Genomic DNA, 21,473 nt, shown 5'->3' with positions numbered 1-21,473 from the left:
CGCGAAAAACATTAATAGAGTCAAAAAATAAAACTTTAGCTTGTAAATTATTCTATGTTAAAAGTCTGGCTCGAAGTCGTTGTCAATTTCAAAGCCGTTAAAATCTAGTGCGTTTTCTTGGTCTTTTGATTTTTGTTTACTGCGAGTTTTCGATTTTTTGGACTTCATGTATTTAATATACGACAAGTCGCGAACCAAAGATTGACGTTCAAGTATTTGTTCTTCATCTAATGTTTTGATCTTAGTTTGTAGTGTTTGACGTTCTTGTAACTGTTTTTGAATAAGCTCATCGCGTTGTTGTTGATCGCGCTTGTAGGAATTCCATGCTTCAATCTCATTTCGTTTGCGGGTTTTCCAGTAATGACCAGTGAGCTTATCCCATAGACCTTTAAAGCCAGAGCGAACTCTTGCGCTGCGTTTTTTCTCCTCAGAGAGCCAGCGATTTTCTTGAAAAGTCTTCAATTCAGCACGCTCGTTTCGGTGCGCATATTTCATAGTGTCTTTTTCGCGAAGAAGAGGGCGCTTTTGTTTTTGATGCTTTTTGCTTAATTCACTGTTGTACTTATTAAAGAGAGATGAGCGTTCAGAAGCTATTTTCTTTTGAACATCTGCAACGCTTGTAAGGTTTTTGGTTTGACCGATGCGGTCGGTGAGTTCCTTTTGTTTAATCCCAAGCTTGGTGCGGAGTTTGTGAACATCGCCGTAAATATCGACAGCCAGCACAACATTACGCTTATCGCCTTTGGCTAATTTATAGCCACGCTCATTTAGCGCATTTTCAAAAGATTTTCGGCAATCGGAAATGCACCAGCTTTCTTGAAGCTCGCGCCTGATATCTTGCGGTTTTCGATCTGTGCGCATGGCCTGTTGCCATTCTTCGCGTGTGAAGCTCAATGGATTTTTTTGTGATTTATCAATGAAACCATGAGGCAATTTCCAGCCATGTTCAAGGAAGAGATTTTTAGAAATATCATTGAGCTTTAATTTATCATGCGCAATGTTAATGGCTTTCATTTCATCGGTATCAATGCGTGACCAAACACAATGCGCGTGTCGTCTGCCTTCTTTTTCGTGAAAGACGATAACGCGGGGTTGATTTTCTAACCCCAGTCTTTTTTCCGCTTTTTCTATCGCCTCTTCAAATGAGGATGTTGAAACGTTCTCATTTTCTGGCGGATTAAGAGAGAGGGAATACATGAATTTCCGGCATTTCGTGCCTTTGGAATAGGCGTACACCTCATTCAATGCGCCCATAATATTATCGGATAGAAAACCAGAAACTTCATGCACGGTGACATGATCATTTTCATGTTCGTTCATAAGGTGAAGCGCCATTTGCCGCGCTCCTCCTCGTTGTGATCCTTTGAGGATCATCTATTTATCCTCATCGTGGGATTTAAGGCCAATGCCTTTAATAAGGCTTTCGCGCATCCATTTGATTGCGGCAACCGCCTCATTCAATGCATTAATAATGTCATGATTGACGGGCAGGGAACCAGAATTTGCAGCTTTGGCAAGCTGGTTAATGTTACTGGCAATCCTTGACTTTCCTAGAGCTGCCAAAAGTTTGATTAAAAGCTGTTCATCTTCTAGCTTTGCGCGTTTTCTATATTTGGGAAGAGAGCTTTCACCAAATAATATAGCTTTTATATAGGATGCTAATGGTTTGCCGTCTGCCAACTCTTTTAAATGTTTTCGTTCTTCATCTGATAGCCGAAGGGAATAGGGCGGCGGATATTTTTTATTGGACATTATGTGCCTCCCGAACAATGAGAGACGGGCGCAATGACGCTATTATTTAGCTCTTTTGGAATGGATGTTTTTAAGGATGAAAGAAGCACCTCCAGCGGTGTGCTGGAGGGATTCTGAATATCTTTGGCAGTGCAAAGAAGATTTGCGATGCCAAGTATATATAATTGGTAGCAAGGAGTGGATTTGAACCACCGACCCCATCATTATGAGTGATGTGCTCTAACCAACTGAGCTACCTTGCCATTTTAAAAACTTTCATGAACAAACCGAGGAAATGAGCTTCGTTCAAGAGCCGCGTATTGTCCAGATTAGTGGTCTGTTTGTCAACACATTGACATCTTTTTTCGTTAAAAACTTTATTGCTTAGAGCATTAATTAAACATTAAACCTGAAATGGACGACATCACCATCTTTAACCAGATAATCTTTACCTTCTAAGCGCCATTTTCCGGCTTCTTTAGCACCATTTTCACCTTTAAACTCAACAAAATCATCATAACTGGTGACTTCAGCGCGAATAAAGCCTTTTTCAAAATCTGTATGAATAACGCCTGCGGCTTGTGGTGCTGTGGCATTTATGGGAATAGTCCATGCACGTACCTCTTTAACACCAGCGGTAAAGTAGGTATGCAGGTTTAAAAGCTCATACCCAGCTCTGATTACTCGGTTTAAACCTGGCTCTTCTAACCCCATTTCATTTAAAAACTCTTGCTGCTCTTCTGCTTCTAATCCCGCTAGTTCTGACTCCATAGAAGCGCATACAGCAACAATACTCGCTTTTTCTTTAGCCGCTAATGCCGCAACTTGATCAAGAAAAGGATTGTTTTCAAAGCCATCTTCACTGACATTAGCAATATACATGGTTGGCTTACTTGTAATCATTTGCATTTTACTAACAACGGCCCACTCGTCTTTATCCCAATCTCCAGCACGAATTGGTTGGCCATCATCTAACAAACTTTTGCATTTTTCTAATAGTACTAGCATTGCTTTGGCATCTTTATCACCACTTTTAGCAATTTTTGTATTACGTAAAATTTGCTTTTCTACAGACTCTAAGTCTGCAAGAGCTAGCTCTGTGTTGATGACTTCAATATCATCCATCGGATCGATTTTATTTTCAACATGAATAACGTCATCATTTTCAAAGCATCGAACCACATGGGCAATGGCATCTGTTGAGCGTATATTTCCCAAGAATTGATTACCAAGCCCTTCGCCTTTAGAGGCGCCTTTTACAAGACCTGCAATATCAACAAACTCCATTGTGGTTGGGAGTACTTTTTCGGGATTAACAATTTCAGCAAGTGCATCAAGACGGGGATCGGGAACTGGAACAACACCTGTATTTGGCTCAATAGTACAAAACGGGTAGTTTTGTGCATCAATACCAGCATCAGTGAGTGCGTTGAATAGGGTTGATTTACCTACATTGGGTAAGCCAACAATTCCGCATTTAAAACCCATGTTCTAACTCCTAAAAAATTATTTATGCTTTAACTACTATGCTTTAAAACTGTGTAGACTTTGCATCACTTTGTCATGTTGTCCGCTCACAATGTCTGCTGTATGGCGTAGTGCTTCGTCAATGGTTTCTTCGATAGCCCGTTGTTCGTTTTGTGGCGCCTTACCCAAAACATAATCTGAAACTTGGTTTTTATTGCCGGGATGACCAATACCTATTCTTAACCGATAAAAATCACGACAGTTTGCTAATGTCTTTATAATGTCTCTTAAACCATTGTGGCCACCGTGGCCGCCTGATTTTTTGAGTTTTATTGTTCCGGGGTCAATGTCAAGCTCATCATGAGCAACTAAGATTTCGTCAGGTAAAATTTTATAAAAGGTTGCAATAGCACCAACGGCTTTTCCACTTAAATTCATAAAAGTGTTAGGAATTAATAAGCGGCAGTCTTGGTTGTTAATAAGCCCACGACCGATGTGACCAAAAAATTTTGTTTCTAATTTGAGCGGGATTGAGTAACTTTGTGCCAGGGCTTCTACATACCAAGCGCCAGCATTGTGTCTGGTTTGAGCATATTGAGGGCCTGGATTCCCAAGCCCTACAATTAGTTTGATATCTGTCATATCAATAGATTACCTGGTTTTCAATAAAGGAATATTGAAATTCGGTTATCCTATTTATTCAGCGGTTTCTTCTTCAGCAGAATCGTTGTCGTCAGTCGTAGCTGTACGGCCTTTGTGTATAGTAACAATTGCCTGGTCATGATCTTCACCATGAGTCAACTCAACAATCTCAACACCTTTTGGTAATTTAATGTCTGATAAATGAACTACTTGGTCCATTTCCAAACTGCCTAAGTCAACTTCTAAATATTCTGGTAGATCTTTTGGTAGACACGCTACTTCAACCGTTGTGAAAGCGTGGTTAATAACACCGCCAGCTTTGGTACCAGGACAGCTTTCTTCATTTAAGTAATGTAGTGGTACAGAAGTGTGTAATTTTTCACCGGCTTTAATACGCATAAAGTCAACGTGAGAAACTTTAGGTTTAAACGGGTGGCGCTGAAGATCTTTTAGGATAACTTGTTCTTTCTTTTTACCAATGTTTAAAGTTAAAACATGTGAGTAGAAAGCTTCTTCTTCTAAGTGTTTGATGATTTCAGGGTGGCTTACTGTGATAGGTTGAGGCTCTTTGCCTGCACCATAAACGATACCTGGAATTTTATCTTCAAGACGACGTAGGCGGCGGCTCGCACCTTTCCCCATATCTTCTCGAATCTCTGCATTGATTTCAAATGATTCGCTCATTTTATATTTCTCCAATTAATTTAATACCTTGACCGCGACCAGTTCAAGGTGTGGCTCGCTACCTGAGTGCTAAAAATAACGCTAAAACACTGGCAATTGAGTCGTAATCCCCTATAAAAAAGGGCGGCGAATTATAATTGACGAGGGCGGGGCAAGGCAAGCTATTGCTGATAAATAATTGTAATTTGTTGGCAAAAAGGTGCTAAGCCAGCACCTTTTGCTGTTTTTTTAATAAAAAGTGGCTAGCCCATAAACATAGAGCTAAGCGACTCTTCTTCATTGACCCGTCGAATTGATTCGGCCAACATATCGGCTAGTGATAAAACCACAATGCGATCACAAGTTCGTGCTGATTCTGATAGTGGGATTGTGTCGGTAATGACGAGTTTATCCAATACTGAATTATTAATATTATCAATTGCTTTGCCCGAAAGAACAGGGTGAGTTGCATAGGCTGAAACTGTTTTTGCACCATTCGCTTTAAGTGCTCCTGCTGCTGTACATAATGTGCCTGCGGTGTCTACCATATCATCCAAAATAAAGCAGTCACGGCCTTCTACATCACCAATAATATTCATTACTTCTGATTTATTGGCTTCTGGACGACGTTTGTCAATAATGGCTAATTCGGCATCGTTTAATAGTTTTGCTACGGCTCTGGCACGGACAACACCACCAACATCCGGTGATACAACGACTTCATCGCCAGATGCACTTTTTTGAATGTTTTCAATTAGTACAGGCGTTGCATATACGTTATCAACAGGAATATCAAAGAATCCTTGAATTTGGTCGGCATGCAAATCAACAGTAAGAACACGATTAATGCCCACAACAGCCATCATATCAGCAACGACTTTAGCGCTAATAGGAACCCTAGCACTTCTCACACGGCGATCTTGGCGAGCATAACCAAAGTAGGGTACTACCGCAGTAATTCTACCTGCAGAAGCTCTTCTAAGAGCATCTGCCATAACGACTAATTCCATTAAGCTTTCATTGGTTGGTGCGCAAGTTGACTGAATGACGAAAACATCCATACCACGAACATTTTCTAGAATTTCTATAGCGACTTCACCATCGCTGAATCGCCCTACCTTGGCTTTTCCTAGCTCAACGTCAAGTTTATTGGCTATTTTTCGTGCAAGTTCAGGCGTAGCATTACCGCTAAAGAGCATCATATCAGACATGATCAGACCCCAATTGTCTATGAAGGAAATTTAAAAAGGAAAATATAAATAAATAATACATTACGACGACCAATCTTGCTTTTCTATTTTTAGGATATTTGGTCATAAGATCGGCGCATCAATCGTTAGCATCTAGTTTAACAAAGAAATTTTTATTCGGATTGTTTTGAGAAAATGGCAGGGGTAGCTGGATTCGAACCAACGCATGACGAGATCAAAACCCGTTGCCTTACCGCTTGGCGATACCCCTGTTGTGTTTAAATCGATATTATTTAAACTTTTTTTCAAGCTAACTTCCTAATATGAACTGGTGATTGATTCACCCCTTTTGCCACAAAGTGTGACCATTCACATCGGGTCGCTATTTTACGCATTTCTTGCTCATTGTCAAAGGCTGCAAACACACAACTTCCACTTCCGGTCATTCTCGCGCTCTGATTGAATTGTTTTAACCAATCTATCGCTTGTTTAACCTCTGGATGTTGTTCACATGCAATTGTCTGCATAGTGTTCAAACCTTGATAAGGTAGCTCCAGTGCGTTGAGGTCGCGTATTTTGATAGCTTTACTATTTCTTGTCAACAGGGAATTTGAAAAAATTTTCGCAGTAGATATATGGCAAGGTGGTTGAATGACCAAATACCAGGTTTCTGGCAGGGATATTGGGGTTAAAACTTCACCTATTCCTTCAACAAATGCAGTGTTTCCCATCACAAAAATAGGGACATCGGCACCTAGCGATAAACCAATATCCGCTAGTTGTTGCAGTGATAATCCGAGTTGCCACTGATGATTAAGAGCAATCAATGTTGTGGCACAGTTAGAACTTCCGCCACCAAGGCCTCCACCCGCAGGAAGTTTTTTTTGAAGGTGAATTTTAGCGCCGAGTTGGGTGTGGTTTAGTTGAGTTTCCGCGAATTGTTTCAGTTTTATAGCTGCGGTGACGACCAAATTATCATTATTGGATAATTCTGGTTTGTCGCAAGTAAATTGAATTTGATCATTTTGCTTAACCGCTACCTCTAGGGAGTCTCCGTAGTCTAATAGCTGGAAGACGCTTTGTAAGTTATGGTAGCCATCTTCACGCTGTGAAATGATATGTAAAAATAGATTAAGCTTCGCTGGACTTGGCCACTGTATAGTTTGATTATTCATAAATTTAATTGTTTTTAAAATAGCGACATAACTGGCTAAACTATATCGGTTGAGGTAAAAATTGCCACTTTTTAATAACGACTTTCATTGACATTTGAGGGTGGTTGGCCTTAATTACTTTAGGCATAGAAAATCCTGAGAAAGTTTCATATCTAGAAAAGCTCACTTGCCAGTCATTTAATATGATTTGTTCTAATTCGCCATGACTGTTGCGCTGAACAGACTCTCCCGGTTGACCAGAGGCTTGCCCTTTGATCCAGTATGAAAGGGCCTCAATTGGGAAATCCCAGCCTAGTGATTGGTAGAGTAACTGCTGGGCATCTTGATGATAAAAAGTCTGGTCATCAGGAAGCATTAACTTCGCTTCGTGTCCTTTTTGTGTCAAGTGGGCATAAGTGACACCAAAAGTACCATAAATGTGGAAGTCGAAGTCTTTATCTTGTTTTTGCCAATCTAATGTTGCAGCAATACTTTCGTCATCTGAACGAATGGCAATTCGTGCTTTAAGTTGCCAGTGGTTAATCGCACTCAGTTTATTTGGTATGTCTAAGTTTTTTGTGCCCATCGTTTGGCACCCGGTTAGCAATAATAGTAAGCTGCATAATCCAATAGACGATTTGAGTGGGGCTATTAGCGAGTGAATAAGCTGATAATTAAATGTATTTAATCGTTTAAAGATCAATTTTTAACCGCTCCAGAGTTTCGACTAACACATCATTGGTTTTATCTAACTCAATGCCTTTTCGCCAGATATCTTTTGCCAAGTCTTTCTTGTCAAAATGCCACAATACTTCACCCAAGTGAGCTGCAATATCTGCGCTTGGTGACAGTTTAAAAGCTTGACTTAAGTATTTGATGGCATCTTTGGTATTGCCACGCCGATAAGCTAACCAACCTTTGCTATCAATAACAGCAACGTTGTCTGGTAAACCTTGAAATGCCTGATCGATGAGTTTTTGTGCAAATTCTAATTCTTGGTTTTGATCGGCCAGTGTATAACCTAATGCATTTTGAATATTTAAATCATCAGGGTAGAGGGTGTGGAGTTCTTTTAATTCTTTGATCATATCTTTAAAGAGACCTAGTGGCTCTTTATAGAGCGCTTTAGCATAAAGTAGATCTTTGTCTTGAGGTTTATTTTTTAATGCATTGTTGAGCCAATCAATTGATTGTTGGTAATGCTTGTTATTATTGAGTAAAGCTGCTGCTGCTAAATTAAATCGGTGCAGTTTTTCCTCTTGCTTAACTAAAGACTGCGCTTTTTTTAATAAAACAACGAGCTCTTTCGGTTTTGATTTTAGATTATAAATTTCAATTTTTTTTAATATAAGTGTTAAGTTTTCAGGGGTCTCCTTTAAGGCTTTTTCTAACCTTGCTTTAGCTTTGTCTTCCGATATATGTTTGTTGAGTAAATCAATTTCTGCAACGAGTAGCTGGCTTTTATCTCGTTGGTTGGTTTGAGGAGTTGCTTGGAGTATTTCAAGTGCCTGTTTGAATTGTTGCTTACTAGCATAAAGACCAGAAAGTTGGATTTTTGCAATATTTAAGAATCGTCCTTCTTCTATTTGACTAAGGTACTTTATAGCCAGGTCTGTTTTTTTGAGTCTGACAGCTGAGTCTCCTGCGTAAAAGGCAATGGTTTTGGCTTCATAATTATTGTTAAATAAATATTCAAAATGTGCCAGGCTGTTTTCATATTGCCCATTGGCATAATGGCTAGCCGCTAAGTAATATCGAGCATCGTCATCTTTAGGTTTTTTGATTAGCCAGTCAGTATAGTGAGAAATACTCGCATCGTAATCTCGCAAATCATATAATAATTGTCCTAGCATATGACTGATGGGGGCTGATTCTGGGTGGTTATTAAATATTTCACTCAGATAGTTGCGCGCCTGATCATCTTGACGTAGTTGAACTAAAATATGCGACTTAAGGCGAATAGCGGGTAAAAACATGGCGTCTATTGCCAGAGCTTCTTCTACTCGGGTGAGCGATTGTTGTAGCATATTGCTGGGTTGTTTATTGCGGTTTGCTAGCTGCATTATTAGTTTCGCTAGACTCGTCTTTACCGCAACATTGTCTGAATATAGTGATCTTAATTCTCTGAGCAGGTTAAATACTGTTCGAGGATCTTGCTCTGTTAAGCTTTGTTGTAATATCTCAAACTGTTGTTCAGCATCGGTTACTTGAGTAAATATTTTACTGGCCGTTTCTACTGCTTCAGAATCGTTTTGTTGCTCAATTTGGGCGCTTAATAATAATGTGAGTGCTTGTGTATTGTTTGGCGTATTCGACAGCCAAATGTGGGCCGCCTGTTCTAAGCCTAAAGAATCACTGGCTTGTTTAGCGGAGATAATACTTTTTTCTATGAGTTGTTGATTTTTTGATAAGTCAGCAGCAAACAAATAGTAACTCATAGCCGACTGATAATCTTTTTGATGATTTGCCATATCTCCAGCAATTATGGCTTCGAACAGATCGGCGCGTTGGCGCTCGTCTAGTGTTTTCATGTTGGCAAGTTGGTATTCACCATGCGCTGTTTTAAATTGTTCCGTTGGATTACTCGCACATGCAGCAAGCATAACACTTAAGCCTAAAGCCAAGCATTGCTTAGTGACGTTAAATTTACTCATGTAGCTTTTCTGCCCCTTAGTATGACTAATATAACTAAAATTATTCTGTCAATTGACTATTTATGTGGTTGTTACTATTTAAAAAAAATGCGATTTGCAGTTGGCCTCTGGTATAATCTTCTGGTTGTTTGAGTTTGATGTCGATTATGGGCTTAATTTTGTGCAAAATCGAGGTATAAGACGATATTATCATGAAATGGTTTCGTGAAACTGTCTTCAATCGAATAGTTGCTACTTTAAATTGCTTCAATATGTAATGTTATCGCGGTTTTTGACTCAATTTATTGACACAAACAGCAGTTTTAATTGGAAATGAACTTTTTCACTAAATTGTTACTATCTGTATATGTGTTATTGTGAATCATCTTGATTATTAAGATAGTTGATTAAAAGTTGTTAATAAACAATAGTTTAGGGTCATTCTTTAAAACCTGAGATATTAAAGTAACCAATCGAGAGTTAAACACTTAAATTAACTATTTAAACAGTAATACAGCTTATGTTGCCAATTGATAATTATCAATATTTATGTTTACCTGAACCGCTACAATCGCGGTACTTTTTAAAGTCAATTTATTAGTGACTTTGCCTTATGCCTGTTTCTATTTTTGGAATAAACCATAAAACTGCGCCTGTTGAAATCCGCGAAAAAGTCGCTTTTTCGCCGGAAAATATTGTTCAGAGCTTAAGTTCGCTTAAACAATGTGCTGAGTTGGATGAGGTGGCTATTATTTCAACTTGCAATCGTATGGAAGTGGTTTTTCGGTGTACTCAGATAGAAGGTAATGATGAGTTATTTGCCGTCAAAATGAAGCAAATGCAGAATTGGTTAGTTAAAGAACATGAAATTAAAGTTAATAACATCCATGAATATATATATTGTCATACAGGGGAAGAAGCAATACAGCACATTATGGGAGTGGCTTGTGGTTTGGATTCTATGGTGTTGGGTGAACCACAAATACTCGGGCAAGTGAAGGATGCTTATGGCTATGCGAATTTAGCCGGAACAATGGGCTTGTATCTTAACCGTCTTTTCCAGCAAACGTTTTCGTTAGCGAAACAAGTGCGTACTGATACCCAAATTGGTGAAAGTGCGGTTTCTGTTGCTTATGCTGCTGTTACCTTAGCCAAAAGAATTTTTGACGACTTTTCTGCGGTTAAAGCTTTGTTTATTGGTGCCGGAGAAACTATCGAGTTAGCTGCTAGACATTTGTCAAGGCAAGGGGTTAGACAGATGAGTGTGGCAAACCGTACTGTAGAAAGAGCCCAAAAATTAGCTGATGAATTTGGTGCGACAGCTTATGGATTAAGTGCTTTATCTGAATTAGTCGCCGAAGCCGATATTATTATTAGCTCGACCGCGAGCCCTGTTCCTATTATTGGTAAAGGGTTAATGGAAAAAGCGATTAAGCAACGAAAGCATCGACCTGTATTTATGGTTGATTTAGCTGTTCCACGCGATATAGAACCGGAAGTGAGCGAGCTAAGTGATATATACTTGTATACTGTTGATGATATGCAGGATGTTATCAAAGAAAATTTAAAAGTGCGTGAAGAAGCTGCACTTGAAGCAAAAGATATTATTGCACTACATGGCCAAAAATATGTTAATTGGTTACAGTCTTTATCAGCTGTTTCTTTGTTAAAGGATTTTCGTGCTCAATTTGAGCAAATTAAAAATGATGAAATGAGTCGCTCACTAGGTAAACTTAACCAAAAAAATAATATATCGTCGAGTGATGTTGAGAAAGTGTTTACCGAATTTGCGAGTCGTTTGGCACAGAAGTTTTTACATTCACCAAGTAAACTCATTCGTCAAGCCGGAGAAAATAGTGAGTCTCAAGTATTAGAGGTGCTCGCACAGGCATTTGATTTAAAAGTGCAAAATAAAGATTAATATTAAGGTAAGAAATGAAAGATTCTATTATAAGAAAGTTAGAAGGCTTGGCCGAAAGGTATGAAGAAGTTGGACACTTGTTGGGTGATCCTGAAACAATTTCGAATCAGAATCGTTTTAGAGAGTTATCAAAAGAATATTCTCAGTTAGAAGAAGTGGTGGCGGCATTTAATCGATATCAACAAATCGTTGATGATATCGAAACCGCCGAAGAAATGTTGAAAGACAGTGATCCTGAAATGCGAGAAATGGCTGAAGAGGATTATAAAGAAAATAAAAAGCTAATTGAGCCTATAGAATTAGAATTACAAAAGTTATTGCTTCCTCGTGATCCTAATGATGATAAAAATATTTTCCTGGAAATACGAGCGGGAACCGGTGGAGACGAAGCGGCATTGTTTGTAGGTGATTTGTTTCGAATGTACAGTCGTTTTGCAGAAAAAAGTCGTTGGCAAATTGAAGTAATGAGTGAGAACCCAAGTGAACAGGGCGGGTATAAGGAAATTATTTGCAAAATTTCTGGTGACAGTGTTTATTCTAAGTTGAAATTCGAGTCGGGTGCTCATCGAGTACAGAGAGTACCCGAGACCGAATCTCAAGGTAGGATTCATACCTCGGCTTGTACGGTCGCGGTAATGGCTGAAGCGGATGAATTAGATGAAATTGAGCTTAATCCATCTGATCTTAGAATTGATACTTTTCGTTCATCAGGTGCGGGTGGTCAGCATGTTAATAAAACTGACTCTGCTATTCGTATTACCCATTTACCAACAGGTATGGTTGTTGAGTGTCAAGATGGTCGTTCGCAACATAAAAATAAAGCTCAAGCAATGAGTGTACTTAAATCGAGGTTACTTTCTGCACAAGAGTCTGCTGCACATGATGAACAAGCAGAAGCTCGAAGAAATTTAGTCGGTAGTGGCGATCGTTCTGAGCGAATCAGGACTTATAATTTTCCGCAGGGTCGAATGACTGATCATCGAATCAATTTAACTTTATATAAATTGGATGAAATTATGCAAGGTGATTTAGCTCAGGTTGTAGAACCTTTGGTGAGCGAATATCAAGCCGATCAATTAGCGAGTTTATCTGAAAACGATTAACAGACATAAGTCGAACGGATCATGACAAAACAAAATAAAATTGGTGCTGTTGCCGTTGTTGGCGGTACTCATGGAAATGAATTAACGGGTGTTTATACTGTTAAGCATTGGACTAAAAACTTATTGGCCAAAAATTATCCGGGATTTCAAATTGAATTTTTACTCGCTAACCTTGGAGCAATAGAAGAAAATAAACGTTACCTTGATCATGATTTAAATCGTTGTTTTGCTAGTGAGGATTTAAACAATAGTCAGCTAAATAGCCGAGAACAATTATTAGCTAAGCAGATCAACCAGCAACTTGGACCGAAAGATAATTCGCGCGTTGATTTCATTATTGATCTGCATACTAGTACTGCTAATATGCAAACCAATATTGTGTTGGTTGAAATGGATGAGTTTCATTTAAAATTAGCTGCCTATTTAAAACAGTTATTACCAGAGGTTGTTATAACCTCGGAAGCAAGTTTATTGAAGGATCACCATTTTTTAGGTTCTATTGCTCCAAAAACTTTACTGATTGAAGTTGGGCCCATTGCTCAAGGCTGTTTGGACTTTGTTGTTTTTGAAAAAACTAATCAAGCATTAAAAGCAGCGCTTGATTTTATTGAAAAATATAATAATCAGGATTTATCCGAGCTAAGTGGGCATTTACCTGTGTTTGAATATTTTTCTAAACTACATTTTCCTGTCGATGAAAATAATGAAATATGTGCCATGATTCATCCTAATGTCATTGGACGTGATTATTCTAAAATCACTAAAGGTACGCCGATATTTAAAGATTTTTTGGGTAACGATATTTTGTATCAAGGAGAAGATGCTAATATCGCCTTTATTAATGAAGCGGCTTACTATGATAGTCAAATTGCTATGTGTTTATGCCGTCCTGTGGTTTATGATTTAAAAACTTGTCAATTAGTTTCTTGATTGAGAGCTTGACTACGATGAATGTTCAAGAGGCTTTAAAGTTAGCCAAACAAAAACTTAATGGTGAAACTGGTTTAGTTGATGGAGAGTTTCTATTATCTAAAATACTTAATCAAACTTTTACCTGGCTAAAAACCTGGCCTGATTATGAACTGACTTTTGAGCAAGAAAAGTGTTTTCACGATTGGTTAAAACGTCGTCAAAAAGGTGAGCCTGTAGCTTATATTACTGGCGAGCAGGGGTTTTGGAATTTATTATTAAAAACCGATCCTTCGACTTTAATTCCACGAGCAGATACTGAATTATTAGTGGAAACTGCATTAGAGTTTTTAGCTTCATATCAAAGAGCGAAAGTGCTCGACTTAGGAACGGGCACTGGTGCTATTGCTTTATCAATAAGTTATGAACGTCCACATGATAGAGTGTTTGCATGTGATTTTAGTTCTAAGGCTGTCGATTTGGCAAAACATAATGCGATTAAAAATAATTTAAACCGAGTTAATTTATTTCAGAGTAATTGGTTTGATTCAGTTGAAGAGAAAGCTTTCGACTTAATTGTTTCTAATCCTCCTTATATTGCACCTAATGATCCTCATTTAGAGCAAGGTGACTTAATTTTTGAGCCCGATAGTGCCTTGATCGCTGTTGATGACGGTTTAGCTGATATAATTAAAATCGTTAAACAGTCACCTGAATATTTATGCGATGGTGGTAGTTTAATGTTGGAGCATGGTTTTGAGCAAGGGCAGCAAGTTAGAGATATTCTTCAGCAAAATGGTTTTTGTTGTGTTTATACTAAAAAAGATTTGGCTCAATTGGATAGGGTAACAGTAGGTATTTACTCATGCTGAGTGATCAACAATTATTAAAGTATAGTCGCCAAATTATGTTGCCTCAAATCGATATAGCGGGCCAACAAAAATTACTTAACTCTCATGTTATTATTTTAGGTATGGGAGGCTTAGGCTCTCCTGTTGCTATGTATTTAGCAACTGCTGGAGTGGGTCAATTAACACTGATAGATGATGATAAAGTTGATTTAACTAACCTTCAGCGTCAAATTATACATTATACAAGTGCAATTGGTTGTGAAAAAGTACAATCAGCTAAGCACACGCTCAATCAATTAGCTCCTGACTGTATTGTTAAAACAGTTAATCAACGGTTAGTTGAAAATGAGCTCGATGCATTACTAAGTACAGCAACAGTTGTTGTTGATTGCTGTGATAATTTTTTGACGCGTTTTTTATTAAATAAAGTTTGTTTTAAGTTAAAGGTTCCATTGGTTTCTGGTGCAGCTATTCGTTGGGAAGGCCAATTAACCACTTTTACGATGCAACCAGATACCCCTTGTTATCGTTGTTTATATGAAGAAGATGTTTTTGCTGATCAAACTTGTTCACATAACGGTGTGGTTTCACCATTGGTTGGAGTGATTGGTTCAATGCAAGCAATGGAAGCGATTAAATTAATCTCTCATGTAGGAGTTATTGCAACAGGTAAGCTTATGTTGTTTGATGGCTTAATGATGGAGTGGAGAACGGTTAAATTTAAGCCACGTGCTGACTGCCCTGTTTGTGGGTAGCACAAACCTGTTTGTCGTCGCGGTTGATAAAACATTTGGTTCATAATCATGCTAAAGCAAGCAACTTTTGATTTAGTTTACCTGAGCTGTCACTACTTCAGAACATTGGTTTGCTGCAACAAAGTGAGATTTGGGCTTATATTGGCTTTGTTTATTGCCCATTTCTACCCAATCGCCTTGAGTAATATGATCGGCTCTTAAAGTCAGCGGATAGGCAATCGCTTGGTTTTGCATTGCTTTTAACACTTTAATTTTTCCCGCTGGTAAGGTTGATTTGCCTTTTTGTGAGTGGTCGTAATAGAGATTTAATTGGCTACCTTCTACAAAGTTGAAACTATCGCTAGTTAAATAAATTTCTTGTCCAAACCTCTTACTGACTCTGCCTAAAGGGGCTTCCTGTTCTAACCTTTGAATCGCATTTAAAATTAAATAGTTTGTGGCTGCTAGAAAAGTTTGCCCTGGTGTTGTCGATAGATAGGCACGAGTGGTTATATCTCTATTGTTGTGGGCGGTTGATGGCTGAGGAAATCGATTGAGATCACAGTTTGAAAGCGTCATTTCCGTTGTTTTTAGCCAAGTTTTAATTTTTTTTGAGCCACTGGTTATCTTCATGGTTAACTTAATGTAAGTTGTAGGAGGATGTTGTAACCATCGATCAGTTTCATCGTGCAGTGCTTGCCACCAGCTATCATCAGGCGCATATTTAAAAGGTAATTTGTAATCATCTAAAATGAGCGTAATTTGATAATCGGCGTTAGCTTTCTCTTGAGTCGTGTTTGTTGGCAAAGGTTGCAAGTCAGGGTTAAAAAAACGACTGGCTCTAAATGCATCGGCGTAGATCCGTTGCATAGCTTGGGGCAATTTCCCATGATAATAGTACTCTGGCTTCTCTTCTCTCTCTTCTAATGGGATGCCGGAATAATTCACTAATGGATTGAGTTGGACACTGATTTTGGGCGATACCCTATTAGGCCATTTAAGGTGAGTATATTGAGCGGCTTGCTGAAACTCGTACATTGGTTGATTATCAGCGGCTAAAATTGTTTGTGGTAAGGCTGTCAGCACAGCTATCAGTATTGCTAATATACTCTTTAAGAGAGGCTGTTTGGTGTTCTTCATGACGGCTAGACTCATTATTATCATTAGCTGATTGCTTATTTAGCATCTGTATCGAGTAATATCGGCTTAAAAAAAGGCAAACTTTAATTCTCTATGCATTATTTTGCATTTAAGCTTAATATATGAAAGAAAGTAATAATTAGTATCCGCTGCTTTATTTTGCTGAGTATTAGCCTAAAACTTCTCAGACTAGGTAAATCATTGACAAGTAAATGACTACTCCACATATGATTGATATGGCTAGTCCCGCAATAACTGTGGGCCAACGTTCATAATCTCTTCGCTTTTTCATCTCAAGCTAAATATTAAGGCTGAAAGAGCTATGCCGCCTATCATGAATAAGAGGCTGCCAAATATAGTTGTAATCGCCATTTTTGCCGCGAGTGAAAAGGAAAGTAGATTTTTGTTTTTCTTAAAAGACCATAGAAGCCGCCTATGAACCAAAAACTAGCGACACTAATAAGCGCAATTAATAATAAATATAATACAAGTGGCACTAATTATTTTACCTTATTGCTTATTGATGTTCGGTTACTCTATTTATAGCAGATTAATTGCACTCTCAGCGAGGCTGTGAGCTATTAAATGAGACAGGTTATTGCCTCTCTACCTGATTAAGTGTCTGGTTATATAAATTAGGTCGAGTAAATAAGTCGGTCTGGGGACTTGCTACATTTGAGAAAGCTTCTGCCGACGTTGTTTTACCAACGCACTTAAGGGATCATTTTTTGGGCCGGCTTGCCTGATTACTTTTAAACGTTCTTGACTGATTAAATCTAGTACTTCATCTTTAGTCGGTTCGATGATTTTTTGACCTTTAGAATCGGTAAATATATGTCTTTGTGTGGTTTTTGAAATTAGCATTAAAGAAATTTCGGTCCAGCGGCCATTATCAGCTTGGTAGGCAACTTGAGCGCCAGGGGTCAGTTGGCGGTATATCCCTTTAAGTTTAAAGCGTTGTTTGGCATTCAGCTCTTCTAGTCGTCTGGCTTCGGCTTGCTTTTCTGCTTCTAAACGAATTTCTTCTTGCCTTTTAAGCATTTGTAGTTGTTGTTCTTCCTCTATTTGCTTTTGAACGGCCTCTCTGGCGAGTGCTTCTTGTTTTTCTTGAGCTTCTCTATCTTTCGCTTTTTGAGTGAGGAATAGTTGGTATTCATTTTTAAGTATTTCTAATCTTGCCTTCAGTTCGCGTACGAGAGCGCTTAGTGCATGCTTATACTCTGTTTTACCTTCAGTATCTATCGGTGTAAGGTTTTTAGCTAAATATTCAGTATCGTTAAAGCTGATTTTAGCAACTAGCTCACCGGAGAGGTTTACAAATATAAATTCTTTGCTTACTGGGTTGCGTGCTAATAATTGGCTGCGTATTTTTTGATCTTCGTGGATCAGGTAATACCAATGACTTTCTTTTAGTGTTTCTATATCAAAAAACATTTGAGCGGGCTCATCGTACCAACGAACAATATCATCATTTTCATATTCTTCATCGGCAAATATATCGGCGGAAATCATCACATCATAATTAACTCTTTCTCCTCGCAACTTTTTACCATGAAATGACTCGGTTTCAATAAAAAAGTCTTTAATGTAATCATTAATCGCACCAGCGTTTTCAAGTAAACCATAAACTCTTTTCATCGCATCAGTCACATCGGCTTCAAACCGATGCTGGTAAGTGGTATCGCCATAAGGGCAGGTGATGCTCCAGGATATTGTATCCATGTCAGTCAGTAATTGTTGGCATTGTTTGCTATTGACACCATATTTCTCAATCGTTTGATGAAGTATGGGGGATAAATGATTTTCGAAGAAATCGAGTAAAAATATTGGCATTTCTTCACCTTGCGTTTTACTTTTTATTAGTTGCATGGTGAATTGGTTGGCTTCTTCTTGCCGCAAATCTTTATTCATTTGGGCAAGAATAATGTTGGTATTGTCAGTGACTTTATCATTAAAGCTTTCAAAATATTCGTCTAGCATTTTATCTGCCATGATAAATGTATTACTAGTCACTTGATCGCGGTTGGCGAGTCTATCAACCAGTAACTCAATAGCATGAATAAAATATTGAGCTAGTTTGCCTGCATTTTGATCAAAGTGATATCCAACATTGAGTAATTTATTGAGAAATCGAATGGATGCATGCTTGTTATTGTCTAAAAAGCTTAAATCATTTAAAGAAAGTCTGGTGAATGCAAGTTGTAAGCTATTTAATACGTGATAATATTTCGAATCAAAATAAGTATTTTCACGTAAATAATTAAAAATAATTTCTACAACCTGTAGAGCATTTTTTTCAAAAGCTGGCAGCGGTCTTTTGGATACATTCTCAACATCATTAATCATTTTCAGCACTGATAATTGGCTTGATGTACTTTCAATTATCCTATTTGCCAGACACGACAAGGCCTGAGAAAGCTCATGAGAGCCAATCAGTTGTGTACGCCAATCAGTTTCTCTCGGTTCATAAAAAATTTTTTCTTCGAGAAGTCTGTTTTGCTTTAATAGATTTCTTAGTTGTCGCGACATGAACAATTTTCTTTGCCAACCTTAATCAAACTATAGTTTAGAGAACCTGAAAACTGAATAAATTTGTGAGATTTGACAAGTTTATAGTGTTTTGTTTTTTCAGTTTGTGAACCATATATGATTTAGGTGTTAAATTATATAAAGAGTAATTGAGCATGACGATACAATATTCGCTTTTAACTCTCCATAAAAAGAGGTTAAAATGTTGCCTAAATGATTACAATAATTCAAAGTAAAGGGCCTGATAATCTATATTACCTATTGATTATATTGACTTTTTGTGTTTTTAGGTGTGGTAAATGCCTATATCTTAGTTAAATTAATGGTAGTTTATTAAAAGGTACGGACTCAATTATTATTAAGAGCAATTTTATAGACAATGAATTTTTTAGAATTTGAAAGACCTATCGCTGAAATGGAAGCGCAAATTGAAGAACTTCGCTTAGTGGGAAATGATAGTGAAATAAATATCAGTGAAGAAATTGAGCGTTTAAAAAAGAAAAGCAAAGAGCTCACAGAGCAAATTTTTTCTAATTTAGATGCTTGGCAAATTGCTCAACTTGCTCGCCATCCTATGCGTCCTTACACCCAAGATTACATTAATCTAATATTCACTGATTACGATGAGCTAGCCGGAGACAGGGCATTTGCTAATGATCGTGCCATTATTGGTGGTCCAGCTAGGTTAAATGGTAACCCAGTGATGGTAATTGGTCATCAGAAGGGAAGAGATACAAAAGAAAAAGTAATTCGAAACTTTGGTATGCCACGTCCAGAAGGTTATCGAAAAGCTTTAAGATTAATGGAAATGGCCGAAAAATTTAATTGGCCAATCATTACATTTATTGATACTCCTGGCGCATATCCAGGCGTTGGCGCAGAAGAAAGAGGTCAGTCTGAAGCGATTGCTCGTAATCTTAAGGTAATGGCTCGGCTTAAAGTTCCGACTATATGCACTGTAATAGGCGAAGGTGGCTCTGGTGGTGCTTTAGCTATTGGGGTTGGCGATAGAGTGAATATGCTACAGTACAGTACTTATTCTGTTATTTCTCCTGAAGGTTGTGCCTCCATACTATGGAAAAGTGCAGAAAAAGCAAGTGATGCAGCTCATGCTATGGGGATCACTGCAAGGCGCTTAAAAGAATTGGACCTGATAAACTCAATTATTAATGAACCACAAGGAGGGGCTCATCGCGATCACCCTGCAATGGCTAATAGCCTAAAAGCACAAATTGTTGCTGATTTAAATCACTTAAATGGTTTATCGACCGATGATTTACTCGATCAGCGGTATGAAAGGTTGATGTCGTTTGGTGTTCAAGAAGAGTGGAGTTCATTAGCCTGATAGTTCAATTTGAAGACTGCTACAATTATGCAAGCGGTCTTTTTTCTGCTTGATGCTAATTGGTTATCCATTATTTAGGTTATCTTGATATGTCGCCACATCAGCAGCTTGTTCCATTAGAATCGCACTTGCTACAAAAACTGCTATCTCATAAGGCAACCCACAAACCAATGGTTGCTTTTAGTGGTGGTGTAGATTCATTCGTGCTTTTATTCGCCTTAATCCGTTTAAGAGAACTTAAACTGGTTACTGATATTAAAGCCGTGCATGTCAATCACGGATTACAAGCCGATGCAAATAACTGGCAAAAATACTGCCACCAATTCTGCAATAAACATAATGTTCAATTATTAACCAATAAACTTAACTTGGGCGAAAGTTGTCAGTCTAATATTGAAGGGCTAGCTAGAGAAGGACGCTACCAATTTTTTAAGAGTGTTTTGCAAAATAGACAATGTCTTTTGATGGCACACCATGTTGATGATCAGGCTGAAACATTGCTTTTTAGGTTGCTCAGAGGATGTGGTATTTCAGGCGCTAGTGCTATGCCTGAAAAGCGTGAGTTAGGCCAAGGTTTTTTACTAAGGCCTTTTTTAGAGGTTTCAAAAAATGAAATTAAGCAATATGCACAGCTAATGAAGCTTAAATGGATTGAAGATCCCAGCAATCAAAGTAGTGATTTTGATAGAAATTTTTTGCGTTTGCAAATATTACCTTTATTGCGTGAAAAGTGGCCAAGCTGTAGCGAGACTTTTAGCCGATTTAGCCGACTAGCTAGAGAGCAAAGCCTGCTATTAACTGAAATTGCACAAGAAGATTATGCTAGTTGCGAAGTAGCAAGAGGCAAGCTTTGTGTTGTTAAACTTAAGTTGTTATCTCCCGTCCGTTGTAAAAATCTATTGCATTTTTGGGGCAATTTAAATGGTGTCGCTTCACCTTCTAATAAAGAAATAGAAGAACTTTTAAAACAAATTAATTCCAGTCATCATAATGCCATTGATATTACTTTTGCTGGTTGTCGAGCAAAGCGTTTTGCTAATCAATTGATGCTTGCTGCAAAAAATCAGCCTGATGCTCAATTTGATGAGTGCGAATGGCATAATATACTAAAACCTATAATATTATCGAATGGTTTGAAAGTCACAGCCTTGTCTTCTAATCAACCTGGTCTTCGCTTTCCTATGAATGATGAAAAGGTTAAAGTGATTAGACGTTGTGGAGGTGAAAGGTGTTTGCCTGAGTATAGAAATAAGACAACAGAACTGAAAAAAATCTACCAAGAGTTGCGAGTGCCTGATTGGGAGAGAAAATGGTTACCGATTATTTATTATAATAATAAAATAGCTGCTGTTCCGGGAGTTTTTATCTGTCAGGAGTTTGTTAGTGATGGTGTAAAAACACCATCACTTCAATTGCTACTTCAGGGTAAGCAAGAGTAGTCTCTTTACTTAAAAACTTTTA

18 protein-coding genes and 2 tRNA genes are annotated in these 21,473 nt (G+C 38.1%); 7 read left to right on the top strand and 13 right to left on the bottom strand.

Annotated elements, in window-relative coordinates; translation table 11 throughout:
- Positions 1-57: 57 nt before the first annotated feature.
- From ACT5E3_RS17015 to ACT5E3_RS16965, 11 genes are all read right to left on the bottom strand, one after another.
- Positions 58-1,374 carry a relaxase/mobilization nuclease domain-containing protein gene (locus tag ACT5E3_RS17015; protein ID WP_444994738.1) on the bottom strand — a complete coding sequence of 439 codons (1,317 nt, stop codon included), beginning with the start codon at positions 1,372-1,374 and terminating at the stop codon, positions 58-60.
- On the bottom strand, positions 1,375-1,752 hold the full coding sequence (locus ACT5E3_RS17010; protein WP_444994737.1) for a hypothetical protein: 378 nt from the start codon (positions 1,750-1,752) through the stop codon (positions 1,375-1,377).
- A gap of 165 nt (positions 1,753-1,917) precedes the next feature.
- A tRNA-Met gene (locus ACT5E3_RS17005) sits at positions 1,918-1,994 on the bottom strand.
- 133 nt (positions 1,995-2,127) lie between these two features.
- Positions 2,128-3,219: a redox-regulated ATPase YchF gene (ychF, locus tag ACT5E3_RS17000; protein ID WP_444994736.1), complete on the bottom strand. Its 1,092-nt coding sequence runs from the start codon at positions 3,217-3,219 to the stop codon at positions 2,128-2,130.
- Positions 3,220-3,255: 36 nt separating this feature from the next.
- Positions 3,256-3,840 (bottom strand): aminoacyl-tRNA hydrolase, encoded by a 585-nt coding sequence (gene pth / locus ACT5E3_RS16995; protein ID WP_444994735.1) that lies wholly within the window; start codon positions 3,838-3,840, stop codon positions 3,256-3,258.
- A gap of 54 nt (positions 3,841-3,894) precedes the next feature.
- A complete protein-coding gene (locus ACT5E3_RS16990; RefSeq protein ID WP_444994734.1) occupies positions 3,895-4,524 on the bottom strand; it encodes a 50S ribosomal protein L25/general stress protein Ctc in 630 nt (209 codons plus the stop codon).
- Between the two features lie 242 nt (positions 4,525-4,766).
- Positions 4,767-5,714: a ribose-phosphate pyrophosphokinase gene (locus ACT5E3_RS16985; RefSeq protein ID WP_444994733.1), complete on the bottom strand. Its 948-nt coding sequence runs from the start codon at positions 5,712-5,714 to the stop codon at positions 4,767-4,769.
- A gap of 175 nt (positions 5,715-5,889) precedes the next feature.
- Positions 5,890-5,964 (bottom strand) — tRNA-Gln (locus tag ACT5E3_RS16980).
- Between the two features lie 34 nt (positions 5,965-5,998).
- Positions 5,999-6,868, bottom strand: a complete 870-nt coding sequence (ispE, locus tag ACT5E3_RS16975) for a 4-(cytidine 5'-diphospho)-2-C-methyl-D-erythritol kinase (protein WP_444994732.1) — start codon at positions 6,866-6,868, stop codon at positions 5,999-6,001.
- A 40-nt stretch (positions 6,869-6,908) separates the two neighbouring features.
- The gene (gene lolB, locus ACT5E3_RS16970) at positions 6,909-7,433 is read right to left on the bottom strand and encodes a lipoprotein insertase outer membrane protein LolB (RefSeq protein ID WP_444994731.1); all 525 of its coding nucleotides are present in this window, start codon (positions 7,431-7,433) and stop codon (positions 6,909-6,911) included.
- 106 nt (positions 7,434-7,539) lie between these two features.
- Positions 7,540-9,501, bottom strand: a complete 1,962-nt coding sequence (locus tag ACT5E3_RS16965) for a tetratricopeptide repeat protein (RefSeq protein ID WP_444994730.1) — start codon at positions 9,499-9,501, stop codon at positions 7,540-7,542.
- A gap of 592 nt (positions 9,502-10,093) precedes the next feature.
- Here ACT5E3_RS16965 and hemA point away from each other — a divergent pair.
- The 5 genes from hemA to ACT5E3_RS16940 are packed head-to-tail and all read left to right on the top strand — an operon-like array spanning position 10,094 to position 15,019.
- Positions 10,094-11,401, top strand: a complete 1,308-nt coding sequence (gene hemA / locus ACT5E3_RS16960; RefSeq protein WP_444994729.1) for a glutamyl-tRNA reductase — start codon at positions 10,094-10,096, stop codon at positions 11,399-11,401.
- A gap of 14 nt (positions 11,402-11,415) precedes the next feature.
- The gene (prfA, locus tag ACT5E3_RS16955) at positions 11,416-12,504 is read left to right on the top strand and encodes a peptide chain release factor 1 (protein WP_444994728.1); all 1,089 of its coding nucleotides are present in this window, start codon (positions 11,416-11,418) and stop codon (positions 12,502-12,504) included.
- 21 nt (positions 12,505-12,525) lie between these two features.
- Positions 12,526-13,434: an aspartoacylase gene (locus tag ACT5E3_RS16950; protein WP_444994727.1), complete on the top strand. Its 909-nt coding sequence runs from the start codon at positions 12,526-12,528 to the stop codon at positions 13,432-13,434.
- 17 nt (positions 13,435-13,451) lie between these two features.
- Complete coding sequence (prmC, locus tag ACT5E3_RS16945; RefSeq protein ID WP_444994726.1) at positions 13,452-14,285, top strand: peptide chain release factor N(5)-glutamine methyltransferase; 834 nt, start codon at positions 13,452-13,454, stop codon at positions 14,283-14,285.
- Positions 14,279-15,019: a HesA/MoeB/ThiF family protein gene (locus ACT5E3_RS16940; RefSeq protein WP_444994725.1), complete on the top strand. Its 741-nt coding sequence runs from the start codon at positions 14,279-14,281 to the stop codon at positions 15,017-15,019. The genes prmC and ACT5E3_RS16940 overlap by 7 nt, the downstream gene beginning before the upstream one ends.
- Positions 15,020-15,091: 72 nt before the next feature.
- Here ACT5E3_RS16940 and ACT5E3_RS16935 read toward each other — a convergent pair whose 3' ends face one another.
- Together ACT5E3_RS16935 and ACT5E3_RS16930 are read right to left on the bottom strand one after the other, a co-directional pair.
- On the bottom strand, positions 15,092-16,138 hold the full coding sequence (locus ACT5E3_RS16935) for a hypothetical protein (protein WP_444994724.1): 1,047 nt from the start codon (positions 16,136-16,138) through the stop codon (positions 15,092-15,094).
- 669 nt (positions 16,139-16,807) lie between these two features.
- Positions 16,808-18,667, bottom strand: a complete 1,860-nt coding sequence (locus tag ACT5E3_RS16930) for a DUF1631 family protein (RefSeq protein ID WP_444994723.1) — start codon at positions 18,665-18,667, stop codon at positions 16,808-16,810.
- Between the two features lie 379 nt (positions 18,668-19,046).
- Between ACT5E3_RS16930 and accA the strand changes: the two genes are divergently transcribed.
- On the top strand, positions 19,047-20,012 hold the full coding sequence (gene accA / locus ACT5E3_RS16925) for an acetyl-CoA carboxylase carboxyl transferase subunit alpha (protein WP_444994722.1): 966 nt from the start codon (positions 19,047-19,049) through the stop codon (positions 20,010-20,012).
- 89 nt (positions 20,013-20,101) lie between these two features.
- The gene (tilS, locus tag ACT5E3_RS16920) at positions 20,102-21,451 is read left to right on the top strand and encodes a tRNA lysidine(34) synthetase TilS (protein WP_444994721.1); all 1,350 of its coding nucleotides are present in this window, start codon (positions 20,102-20,104) and stop codon (positions 21,449-21,451) included.
- Positions 21,452-21,473: the final 22 nt, after the last annotated feature.

This window comes from Aliikangiella litoralis (assembly GCF_052495765.1).
The sequence above is the reverse complement of the archived record's forward strand: the minus strand, read 5'-3'. Positions and strand labels throughout refer to the sequence as shown.